We start from the raw sequence: 11,678 nt of genomic DNA on the forward strand, positions 1-11,678 counted from the left end.
ATCGTTGCCACCGCCGTAGAGCCTAACGATCCTCGGTTCGGCCACTTTCCGGCAGGTCCGCCTCTACCACCTCGGCGTCGACGATCTCGGCGGGCGGCTCGCCCGGACGTTCGGTGTGGTGGTCGAGCGCGGGCTGCTCGTCGACGACTTCGGCGTCCAGTTCCAGCGTCAGTTCCGGGCCGTCGTCGTAGTCGCCGAATTCGTAGTCGTCGTATTCGTCGTAGGCATCGTCGGGGTAGTCGTCTTCGTCGTACTCGTCGGGATAGTCCTCGTCGTGATCGTCGATGCCGAATCCGGGGATCGGGCTACCGACCGGAGTGATGAACAGGCGTGCGAAGACCAGCCCCGCGTACCCGGTGACGGCAAGGAAGACGAAGGTGACCACGGCGAAGATCGGCAGGTCGGGGCCGATGCGGCCGAAGGTGCCCAGTTCACCGCCTGCCACCGCGCCGAGCAGCACCAACACCAGCGTCGCCAGCGCCGCGCCCGCGAGCGTGGACCACGGGGCGACGATGCGGTCGGGCGAGGTGCGGGCGGTGTCGAGACCACCGATCACACCGATGACCGCGGGGATCAGCAGCAGCACCGGCCACCAGCCCGCCGCGGGACCGGTCGGCAGCGCGGCCAGCACCGGCATCGCCGGCACGGGGCCACCGACCACCGAGAACACACCCACCGAGGCTTCACCGAATTCGACGCCGGCACCGACCAGCACGGCCACCGCGCCGATCACCACGTTGGGCAGATACAGCAGCGAGAGCACCGTCAGCCCGATGACGCCGCCGGCATTGCCCGCGCCGGAAAAGCTGTCACCGATCCGGGACCAGTGCGCCAGCAGCGAGACGACGGTGACCACCGCGGCGGCGCCGAGCATCCGCAGCACGGTGTGCGCGGCGACGTAACCGGCGGCCACCACCCAGTACGGCAGCCGATCGGCCGAAGCGGGCCAGAGCCCGGCGGCGATACCGCATCCGGCGGCCACCAGGTGCAGCCCGCCCACCCAGGCGAAGGCGGACAGCGGATTCGGCGGCTGCATGGGCAGTACCCCGGCGGCGTCCTCGGTGACGGCCAGGCAGACCGCGGTGACCAGCAGGGGCCCACCCGCGGCGGCCGCGATCAACCAGGCCAGATCGGCGCGCGAGGGATCGGCTTCGACGGCGTGCGCGCATTCCCGCGCGCACGCCCACATCATCAGTGCGGTGGGCAGCAGCGGTAGTACACCGAGCGTGGTGGCGCCGATGACGACAGGAACCTGGTGCACCGCGAGCCAACTACCCGCGATGGCACCGGAAATACCGGAAAGGCCGCTGCCGGAGGCCAGCAGGGTGGCGAACATCGCGACGACGATTGCCGCGAGCCCGAATGCGGCGGGGCGGGCGGCGACGAGCGACAACACCCGCGCCCGTTCGGGGGTGAGTGACAGAAAGCCGGGCTCATCGACCGGCGGCTCCGGCTCGGATCGGACCGGTGCGGTCCGTCGGACAAGCGAATTCCGCGGGGAGCTCATGAAGATTCAGGTTGGCAGCTCTCCCGGCGCGAGCGGGGCAGGCGCGCCGGGCGCCGGGAGAGCACCGATGACAACCGTGTGGCTGCCGGATTACTTGTTGTCGTCCGAGGGACGGAACGCCCGCGTCGGATCAGCGGCCGGATCGGCGTTCTGCTCGCCTCCGAACGGCTGGCCCTGCTGGCCCTGCTGCGGCGGCTGCTGCTGACCGTACTGCTGCTGGCCGTACTGCTGCTGCTGACCGAACTGCTGGGTGGCGCCTTCCGACGGCGACTGCTGCTGGCCACCGGCATACGGCGACTGCTGCTGTCCCGCACCGTAACCGGGCTGCTGACCGTAGGACGGCTGCTGCTGACCGTACTGCTGCTGACCGGGCTGCTGGCCGTAGGAGGGCTGCTGACCGGGCTGGCTGTAGGACGGCTGCGACGGGTACTGCCCGCCACCGAAACCGCCCTGGCCCGGCTGGCTCTGACCGAACTGCTGCTGGCCGTAGCCACCCTGCTGCTGGCCGTACTGCTGCTGACCGTAACCCGGCTGCTGGCCGTAGCCTGCCTGCGCCTGCTGCGCGGCCGGGCGCGGTTCGGGCAGTTTGATGATGCCCGCCTCGAACAGCAGGACCGCGACGGCGATGGCCGCCTGGACGAACACGAAGAACAGCAGAACCCAGACACCGAACTCGGCCTTGGTGCTCTCGGGGAAGCTGAACGACTGGAACAGCACGCCGAAGAACGCGGTGACCGACACCGCCGCGGCGGCGCCGATCCAGTTCTGCTTGGGCAGCAGCGACAGACCCGCGAGCGCCCCGCCGAGCAGCGCCAGCGCGAGCAGGGCGGTGGAGCCGGAGACGAAGGCGTTCAGCGAATCCGCGTCGCTACCGAGGCCTTCGATATCCGGGCCCATGAAGGGCAGGAAGCCGAGGAGGAAGGTGATCACACCCAGCGCAGCCACGCCGATCGTCAGGAAGAACGGCAGCCCCTTGGCGGCGGCACCGGATTCGGTGCCTGCGCCGGCCGGCGACTGGCCGGGGTTGGGGGAAGCGGAGGGCGTCGGCGCGGGCGCGTTGTACCCGGAGCCCCCGGTCGGGTATGACATGTCGTCGTCTCCTAGGTCGAGTCATACATGTGTGTTCACGACTGATTCCCTCCTGACGCTACTGCACTGTGGCGCGGAGGTCATCACCGAGCGATTCCCCTGTGGAGAGAATCGGCGCCTGTGGATAACGACGAAGGCCGCCGCCGGCGAACCGGAAGCGGCCTTCGAAGACCCATCGGATGGAATCGGGAATCAGGCTGAATTCGACTTGCCCGATTCGGCCCTACGTGGTGACGCTGCGCTACCGCCTCCGGGCCCTTGACCGAATCAGGCGGTGACGCTTGCCTTCTCCAGGATCTCCCGCGCCAGCGCGGCGGTCTCGGACGGCGTCTTGCCGACCTTCACGCCCGCGGCCTCGAGTGCGTCCTTCTTCGCCTGGGCGGTGCCCGAGGAACCCGAGACGATGGCGCCCGCGTGGCCCATGGTCTTGCCCTCGGGGGCGGTGAAGCCCGCGACGTAGCCGACGACCGGCTTGGTGACGTTGGCCTTGATGTAGGCCGCGGCCCGCTCCTCGGCGTCGCCGCCGATCTCGCCGATCATCACGATCAGCTCGGTCTCCGGGTCCTTCTCGAACGCCTCGATGGCGTCGATATGGGTGGTGCCGATGACCGGGTCGCCGCCGATGCCGATGGAGGTCGAGAAGCCGAAATCACGCAGCTCGTACATCATCTGGTAGGTCAGCGTGCCGGACTTGGACACCAGACCGATCGGGCCCTTGCCGGTGATGTTGGCCGGGGTGATGCCGACCAGCGCCTCGCCGGGAGTGATGATGCCGGGGCAGTTCGGGCCGATGATCCGGGTCTTGTTGCCCTTCTCCACGTTGTAGGCCCACGCGTAGGCGGTGTCCTGCACCGGGATGCCCTCGGTGATGACCACCAGCAGCGGGATCTCCGCGTCGATGGCCTCGATGATGGCGTCCTTGGCGAACTTCGGCGGCACGAACGCGATCGAGACGTCGGCGCCGGTCTCCTTCATGGCCTCGGCCACGCCACCGAAGACCGGCAGCTCGACGGCGTTGCCGTCCTTGTCGGTGTGCGAGACGGTGGTGCCCGCCTTGCGCGCGTTGACGCCACCGACGATCTGGGTGCCAGCCTTCAGCATCAGGGCGGTGTGCTTGGTGCCCTCGCCGCCGGTGATGCCCTGGACGATGACCTTGGAATCCTTGTTGAGGAAGATAGACATGTTGTTGTCCTTACTCGGCCGTCGTTATTTGGCGGCAGCCAGTTCGGCGGCCTTGTCGGCGCCTTCGTCCATTGTCTGCGCCAGCGTCACCAGCGGGTGCGCGGCGTCGGCGAGGATCTTGCGACCCTCCTCCACGCGGTTGCCGTCCAGCCGCACGACCAGCGGCTTGTTCGCCTCGTCGCCGAGGATCTCCAGCGCCTTGACGATGCCGTTGGCCACCGCGTCACACGCGGTGATGCCGCCGAAGACGTTCACGAACACGCTCTTGACCTGCGCGTCGTTCAGGATGACGTCCAGCCCTGCGGCCATCACCTCGGCCGAGGCGCCGCCACCGATATCGAGGAAGTTGGCCGGCTTGACCCCGTTGTGCTTCTCGCCCGCGTAAGCGACCACGTCGAGGGTCGACATGACCAGACCGGCGCCGTTGCCGATGATGCCGACCTCGCCGTCGAGCTTGACGTAGTTGAGGTCGTTCTCCTTGGCCTTGAGCTCGAGCGGGTCGGTCGCGTCGATGTCGGCGAACTCCGCGTGGCCCGGCTGCCGGAAGGAGGCGTTCTCGTCCAGGGTGACCTTGCCGTCGAGGGCGAGGATCTCGTCCTGCGGGGTGCGCACCAGCGGGTTGACCTCGACCAGGGTGGCGTCCTCGGCGACGAAGACCTCCCACAGCTTCTGGATGGTCACGGCCGCGGCGTCGAGCACCTCGGCGGGCAGGTGGCCCTGCTCGGCGATGGAGCGCGCGAACGCCAGGTCGACGCCCTTGACGGCGTCGACGGGCACCTTGGCCAGGCGCTCGGGGGTCTTCTCCGCGACCTCTTCGATCTCCATGCCGCCCTCGACCGAGCACATGGCCAGGTAGGTGCGGTTGGAACGATCCAGCAGGAAGGAGATGTAGTACTCCTCCGCGATGTCCTTGGCTTCGGCGACAAGGATCTTCTTGGTGATGTGGCCCTTGATGTCCAGGCCGAGAATGTTCGACGCGTGCGTGAAGGCGTCTTCCGGGGTGGCCGCGTACTTCACGCCGCCTGCCTTGCCACGGCCGCCGACCTTCACCTGGGACTTGATCATCACCGGCTTGCCGATTTCCTGCGCGATGGCGCGGGCATCCTCGGCCGTGTCCGTCACGCGGCCCTCCGACGAAGGCACTCCGTGCTTAACGAAGAGCTCCTTCGCCTGATATTCGAAGAGATCCATGTATTCACCGTCTCGTCTGCGTTGCTATGACAACGTCTTTGTTGGCGGCCCGACGTCGGAAGCGGGTCGGGTCGGACTCTAACCAGTCACATGGAAGGCCAATCGGCCACGTACATCCTAAGTGGCGCAGGTCACGGCCGAACCCCCGGGACGGGCAAAACCGCTGGCCAACGCTACTCGCGAGTAGCTTGTTGACGAGTCACCCGACGCCTGCTCGCGGGGCATCCCGGCCGCGGATCACGGACCCGTCACGACCAGGCAACCTCACTCCGGTGCCCAGAAACGCGTGAGTTGAATCGAGCTGATATCGTGATCCATCTCACAAGTGTGGCCGGAATGTGCACACCGCTTGCGCAGCGCGCAATCGTTTCGTTACCGTGATTGCGGTCGATATCACAACCCGGTCACGACTCCGTTGTTCCAGGTGATGAGGAGGACGGCAAGCTTGACGCACCACAGCACTCCGTCGGTGGAGAGCCGTTCCATGATCGACCCGTCGATGCCGCCCCCGTCCGGGCCGGGCATGCGCGCGAGATCCTTCCGCATGGCGATGCGGGCTCGCCGATGAACCACCACACGACCCTCGACCCCAGTCGCAACCGGTCGGGTCACCGATACCGCCACGAAGACGGCGCAGCGGCCGCACCCGCGCACAGCGGGCACCACGGCTACGGCTTCCACACCGCCCCCGGCGCGCACAACGCCCAGCATGCCGGCGAGGCCGGGAACTCGTGGTCCGCCGACAACGCCTGGAACGACAACGCCTCCTGGACCGAGGGCGACGCCTGGTCCGAAAGCGACAACGGCTGGACCCCGGAGTGGTCCGAACAGAGCTGGACCGAAGGCGAGACCTGGTCCGACGGCGGTGCGTGGAGCGGCGGCGGCGAGACCTGGCGCGAGGCCGACGAGCCCGCCGAGGAACCCGACGAGCCGGCCGCGCCGAAGGTCATCCCCGCACGCGAGAGTCGCTCGCGCAGCGGCGGCGCACACCGACTACCCGCGCCACCCACGGCCCTCAAGGGCCGGGCAGCGGTCGCCGCTGTCGCCGCGGGCGCGTTCGTCGCCGCGGGCCAGTGCGCCTTCGCCGGCCCCGAAGAACAGACCACCATGGCGGCCGATTACGAGGCCGACCAGATCTACGAGATCGCCTCGCACTCGCCGATGAACGCGGACGATCAGACCGCCGCCGCGGCCACCTCGCCCGATTCACCGCAGGTGCTCACCGTCGGCGCGCCGGTCGATCTGAGCCAGTTCACCGACATCCTGGAAAAGGGCCAGAAGTACGCCGAAGATCTGGCCGCCCAGGAAGCCGCCAAACTGCGGCCGCTGTTCGCCCGGTTCGCCGCGGGCAACTTCACCTCCGGCTTCGGCGCCCGCTGGGGCGTACAGCATCTCGGCATCGACGTGGCGGGCCCGATCGGCACGCCCATCTACGCCGTCGCCGACGGCACCGTCATCGAGGCGGGCCCCGCCGCCGGATTCGGCATGTGGGTGCGGCTGCTGCACGACGACGGCACCGTCACCATCTACGGCCACATCGATACCGCCACCGTGTCGCAGGGTCAGCGGGTGCTCGCGGGCGACCAGATCGCCACCATGGGCAACCGCGGATTCTCCACCGGTCCACACGTGCATTTCGAGGTCTGGCTCAACGGCACCGACAAGGTCGATCCGCTGCCCTGGCTGGCCACCCGCGGCATCAGCCTCGGCCAGATGCGCGACTGATCAACGCGTTTCACACCGCGCGAGGACCGCTCGGCGCATCGTGAGCGACGCTGTGGCACACCCACGGTGAGCAAGAGCACGCTTCCGCAGCACGGGCGCGCCACATAGCGTCAGGCCATGGCTCGTACAACGACGTACACCCAAGTCCTCGCACTGCCCGCCGCCGACATCTGGCGCGTACTCGGCGACCCACAGCGGTTGCCCGAATGGAATCCGGCAGTCACCTCCGTCGTCATGCACGGCCCCGTCGCCGCCGGAACCACCGGCGACATCGTCCCGCGCGGACGTCTGCTCGGCCCCGTGCATCAGCGCAGCGCCGACCCGTTCGTGCTCACCACGGTCGAACCCGAACGCGAACTGACCCTCGAGCAGGACACCCCGATGGGCCGGATGTTTCTCACCTGGACCCTCACCTCCGTGGCCGGCGGAACCGAACTGGCCCAACGGCTCACCTTCACCGGCCCGTCGGCAGGCGCGGTTCGCGCGATCATCGGCACGCTGGTGGAGACCGACGCCCGAGTCTGCTTCGCCCGGCTGGCGACACTCGCCGGAATCTCCCCCGGCCGCCGACGCACTCACCGCCGTCATCGCGGGCGGATCCGGAGCGCTCGGCCGTCACATCGCCGCCGACCTGGTCTGCCGGGGCAAGCACGTTGTCATCCTCACCCGCCGACGCGACCCGGAACTGCCCTTCCCGCAACGGGAATGGGACGGCAGAACGGTCGGCGACTGGGCCGACTCCCTGGTGAATCCCGGCCCGACCGCCGTCGTCAATCTGGCTGGCAAGCTGGTCGACTGCCGGCCGACCGCCGACAACATCGACGAACTCCGGCACAGCCGAGTCGAACCGACCCGTGCACTGGTCGCCGCCGCGGGCGCACTCGACGCCCCGATCGACTACTGGATTCAAGCCAGTACCACCGCCATTTGGTCCGATGCGGGCGAAACCCGGTGCACCGAAACCACACCGCTGCCGACCGGTGCCGCGGCCCTGCCACAGATGACGGGCGTGGCCGCCGCGTGGGAAGACGCGTTCGACGGCGCGAAAGCCCGCCACAATACCGTCCTGCGCACCTCCATCGTGCTGGATCCGCAGGCACCGGCGCTGAAACGCCTGTGTCAGCTGACCCGGGCCGGCCTCGGCGGCCGGATCGGCGACGGCAAGCAATGGTTCAGCTGGATCCACATCGAGGATTGGCTCGCGATCGTCCGCGCCGCGCTCGGGCTCGACCCCGAGCTACGGCTGCCGGACGGCATCCTGGTGGCGGCCACCGATTTCCCGGTGCGCAATCGAGACCTGATGACGACCCTGCGCAGGCACCTGCACCGGCCGCCCGCGCCGCCGACACCGAAACCGCTACTGGCCCTCGGCGCCGTGGTGCTGCGCTCCGATCCGGCGCTCGGGCTCACCGGCCGCCACGCCACGTCAGCGGTGCTGCGCGACACGGGTTTCCGGTTCCGCTACCCGACCCTCGACGACGCACTGACCGACCTGCTGCCGAACTGATCGGTCAGCAGGCGTTCAGAGTTTGACCAGCGTCCGGCTGAACTGCGGGATCAGCCGGATCTTGCCCGCGGTACCGAAATCGATGGTCACCGTGGCCAGCGGACCGACTCCGTCAGCGGCCACCACCCGGCCGAGCCCGTACTTGTCGTCGCTGACCCTGTCGCCCACGGCGAGCACCAGGTCGACATTGTTGCGTTTCACGCCCGCGCTGCGCGGGGCGGGCCGGCGATCGCGCACGCCAGGGCGTGGTTCCGACCAGCCTTCGGTCCAGTCGCGTTCGCCGGCGTCATCCCCGCGACGACGCCCGCCGCGCATACCGGAGTTCTTGGGCTCCAGCCGTTTCCAATCGATAAGATGGCCGGGGATCTCCTGGAGGAACCGCGATTCCGGGTTGGACACCGGTTGCCCCCAGCCCGAACGCACCACCGCGCGACTCAGATACAGCCTGCGCCTTGCCCTGGTGATGCCGACGTAGGCGAGACGGCGTTCCTCGGCCAGTTCGGCCGGATCGCCGAGAGCCCGCATATGCGGGAACTGACCGTCCTCCCAGCCGGTGACGAAGACGACCGGGAATTCCAGGCCCTTGGCGGTGTGCAGGGTCATCATGGTGACCACGCCCGCGCCCTCGTCCGGGATCTGATCGGTATCGGCGACCAGCGATACCCGCTCCAGGAAGGCCGCCAGCGAGCCGGGTTCGGGTTCGCCGTCGGCCGCCTCCGGCAGCAGCCCCTCGGCACGGGCCGCCTCGGCATTGTTGTGCGCCTCGGAGCTGAATTCCCGTGCGACGCTGACCAACTCGTTGAGGTTGTCGAGCCGGGCACCGTCCTGCGGATCATCGGAGGCTTCCAGTTCGGCACGGTAGCCGGTGCGGTCGAGCACCGCCTCGACCACATTGCCGACATCGGGGAAATCGGCGTCCGGGCGCTGCCCTGCGGCCCTGATCTCCTCTAGCAGGTCGAGGAAACCCGAGATGGCGCGCTGGGCGCGCGTGTTCAGCAGCGCGACCTTGCCCTCGGCGGCATCGCGCAGAGCGGCGGCGAAACCGATATCACGCTGTTCGGCGTGGACCGCCACGCACGCTTCGGCGCGATCGCCGATCCCGCGTCGCGGAGTGTTGAGGATGCGGCGCAAGCTCACCGCGTCGTCGGGGTTTTCCAGCACCCGCAGGTAGGCGACGACATCGCGGACTTCCTTGCGCTCGTAGAACCGCACGCCGCCGACCACCTTGTAGGGCAGGCCCATGCGGATGAAGATCTCTTCCAGCGCACGCGAATTGTTGTTGGTGCGATAGAACACCGCCACATCGCCATAGGTGGCTTCGCCCGCGTCGACCAGCCGGTCGATCTCGCGGGCCACGAACGAGGCTTCGTCGTGTTCGTTGTCGGCGACGTAGCCGGTGATCAGATCGCCCTCACCGGAATCGGTCCACAGCCGCTTCTCCCGCCTGCCCTCGTTACGGGCGATGACCGCGTTCGCGGCGGACAGGATGTGCTGGGTGGAGCGGTAATTCTGTTCCAGCAGGATGGTTTCGGCGTCGGGGAAGTCGCGTTCGAACTCCTCGATATTGCGAATGGTCGCGCCGCGGAAGGCATAGATGGACTGGTCGGCGTCGCCGACGACACACAGCTCACTCGGCGGGACCCGGTGCTGATCGTCGTCGGTCCACTCCTCCTCGGTTCCGGCAGCAGCGGCCGCGCCCGCGGCGGCGTCGGCGTCACCGGCCGCGTCGGCGGGTTGGCGGCTCGCGTGATGGCCGACCAGCTCACGGACCAGGATGTACTGGGCGTGGTTGGTGTCCTGGTACTCGTCGACCAGCACGTGCCGGAAGCGCCGGCGGTAGTACTCGGCGACCTGCGGATGGTTCTGCAGCAGCGCGACCGTCTCGCCGATCAGATCGTCGAAATCCAGCGCGTTGGCCGCGCGCAGCCTGCGCTGGTACTCGGTGTATACCCGCGCGACCAGGCCGGGCAGTTCGGCATCGTCGGATTCGGCGTCGGCGGTGGCCTTGGCCGGATCGATGAGCTCGTTCTTCAGGTTCGAGATGGCGGTGGCCAGCAGGCGGGCGGAGTACTTCTTGGTGTCGATGTCCAGATCGCGGCTGATCATGGTGAGCAGGCGACGGGAATCGTCGGCGTCGTAGATGGAGAAGTTCGAGTTCAGCCCGGGCAGCAGCGCCGACTGCATGCGCAGGATCCGCACGCAGCTGGAGTGGAAGGTCGAGACCCACATGTTGTTCGCGCGGGGGCCGACCAGCCCGATCACCCGTTCCCGCATCTCCGCGGCGGCCTTGTTGGTGAAGGTGATGGCCAGGATCTGGCCCGGGGTGGCGCCCCTGGCGGCCAGCAGGTACGCGATGCGCCGGGTGAGCACCGCCGTCTTACCGGAGCCCGCGCCCGCGACGATCAGCAGTGGCGCGCCGGTGTGCACCACCGCGGCGCGCTGCTGCGGATTGAGGCCTTCGAGCAGCCGCTCGGTCTCCTCGGCCCGCCGCTGCTCCTCCTCGGCGCGGCGCTGACCCGCTTCGCTGCGCCGCTGCTGCTGCTCGGCCGTGAGGCGCAATTGCTGGGCCCGTAGGCCGCCCTGAGCCGCCGCGGGAGCAACCGCCGCATTCTCCGGCGGCTGCGGTGCTCGAGCAGCCTCGGAGGCGGGCTGGGCCTGCGATGAGGTGCCGGATCGCGGTTCGGGTTCGGGCCGGTGACCGCCATGCGTCTCGGGAGCCAAGGTGCTGTCCATCGTCTGTCCACGCTACCGGCGCACACCGACAGAGTTGAACTCCTGGGCCCGCCCGGCGACCTCGGAGTGAGCATCGTGTCAACGACCGGTGAACCGGCCCAGGTCGTCGCGGCCGGAAAGCTGTGAACGCGTTCTCAGCAGATTCACAAACGTAACCGTTTTGCATACCTTTCGACCCGTGGCAGACTGGCCACATGGTCAGGGCTCCCGCGAGACGTCCGCAACGGATGTCCCCCGCATATGGGTATCGCGGACTTTGCACCTGAGCGCCCCCACTGGGGAGACAATGCTGGGGGGACAATGCAAGGCCCACCAGGTCTGTTTCACGGTGAAAGAACCGATCGGTAACGAGCTGCCCGCGTCGACCGATCCACGTTCTGACACGAGGAGATGAATGATGAGCACCCCTGCCACGACGACCGGGTCCGAATCGGCTCTGCCTCATACCGAGGCCGAGATCGAGAAACTCCGCAAGGAGATCGACCGGCTCGATGCCGAGATCCTCGCCGCGATCAAACGCAGGACCGAGATCTCGCGGATCATCGGCCGAACCCGAATGGCGTCCGGCGGGCCCCGCCTTGTGCACAGCCGTGAGATGAAGGTGCTGGAGCGCTTCAGCGAACTGGGCCAGGAAGGCCACACCCTCGCGATGCTGTTGCTGCGGCTCGGCCGCGGTCGCCTCGGCCACTGAGCCCTCGCCCCGAGCACCGGCGCGCACGCGCCGGGTAGGCGGGCGTCCCACAC

The 11,678-nt window shown here is 68.4% G+C and carries 9 protein-coding genes and 1 pseudogene; 4 read left to right on the plus strand and 6 right to left on the minus strand.

All coding sequences use genetic code 11. The features are described from left to right. Nucleotides 1-22 precede the first annotated feature (22 nt). From AC4HOU_RS26805 to AC4HOU_RS26825, 5 genes are all read right to left on the minus strand, one after another. On the minus strand, nt 23-1,507 hold the full coding sequence (locus tag AC4HOU_RS26805; RefSeq protein WP_194989646.1) for a cell division protein PerM: 1,485 nt from the start codon (nt 1,505-1,507) through the stop codon (nt 23-25). Between the two features lie 90 nt (nt 1,508-1,597). Then, nucleotides 1,598-2,596, minus strand: coding sequence for a DUF5336 domain-containing protein (locus AC4HOU_RS26810; RefSeq protein WP_163811253.1), 999 nt, complete (start codon nt 2,594-2,596; stop codon nt 1,598-1,600). Nucleotides 2,597-2,863: 267 nt separating this feature from the next. Next, a complete protein-coding gene (gene sucD, locus AC4HOU_RS26815; RefSeq protein WP_036540074.1) occupies nt 2,864-3,778 on the minus strand; it encodes a succinate--CoA ligase subunit alpha in 915 nt (304 codons plus the stop codon). Nucleotides 3,779-3,802: 24 nt separating this feature from the next. Further along, the gene (gene sucC, locus AC4HOU_RS26820) at nt 3,803-4,969 is read right to left on the minus strand and encodes an ADP-forming succinate--CoA ligase subunit beta (protein ID WP_163811251.1); all 1,167 of its coding nucleotides are present in this window, start codon (nt 4,967-4,969) and stop codon (nt 3,803-3,805) included. 393 nt (nt 4,970-5,362) lie between these two features. Beyond that, the gene (locus AC4HOU_RS26825) at nt 5,363-5,542 is read right to left on the minus strand and encodes a hypothetical protein (protein WP_163811250.1); all 180 of its coding nucleotides are present in this window, start codon (nt 5,540-5,542) and stop codon (nt 5,363-5,365) included. On the opposite strand from AC4HOU_RS26825, the gene AC4HOU_RS26830 reads away from it, so the two are divergent. From AC4HOU_RS26830 to AC4HOU_RS26840, 3 genes and pseudogenes are all read left to right on the plus strand, one after another. Further along, the gene (locus tag AC4HOU_RS26830) at nt 5,534-6,694 is read left to right on the plus strand and encodes a M23 family metallopeptidase (RefSeq protein WP_163811248.1); all 1,161 of its coding nucleotides are present in this window, start codon (nt 5,534-5,536) and stop codon (nt 6,692-6,694) included. The two genes, AC4HOU_RS26825 and AC4HOU_RS26830, sit on opposite strands and share 9 nt — an antisense overlap. 117 nt (nt 6,695-6,811) lie before the next feature. Further along, a pseudogene (locus AC4HOU_RS26835) lies at nt 6,812-7,183 on the plus strand (SRPBCC family protein); the annotation flags it as partial. Between the two features lie 142 nt (nt 7,184-7,325). Beyond that, on the plus strand, nt 7,326-8,201 hold the full coding sequence (locus tag AC4HOU_RS26840) for a DUF1731 domain-containing protein (RefSeq protein WP_490725534.1): 876 nt from the start codon (nt 7,326-7,328) through the stop codon (nt 8,199-8,201). 15 nt (nt 8,202-8,216) lie between these two features. Here the strand turns inward: AC4HOU_RS26840 and AC4HOU_RS26845 are convergent, their stop codons facing one another. After that, nucleotides 8,217-10,934, minus strand: a complete 2,718-nt coding sequence (locus AC4HOU_RS26845) for a UvrD-helicase domain-containing protein (RefSeq protein WP_490725523.1) — start codon at nt 10,932-10,934, stop codon at nt 8,217-8,219. 397 nt (nt 10,935-11,331) lie between these two features. On the opposite strand from AC4HOU_RS26845, the gene AC4HOU_RS26850 reads away from it, so the two are divergent. After that, nucleotides 11,332-11,625 carry a chorismate mutase gene (locus tag AC4HOU_RS26850; protein ID WP_081505625.1) on the plus strand — a complete coding sequence of 98 codons (294 nt, stop codon included), beginning with the start codon at nt 11,332-11,334 and terminating at the stop codon, nt 11,623-11,625. Nucleotides 11,626-11,678: the final 53 nt, after the last annotated feature.

This window comes from Nocardia sp. JCM 38205 (assembly GCF_058222935.1).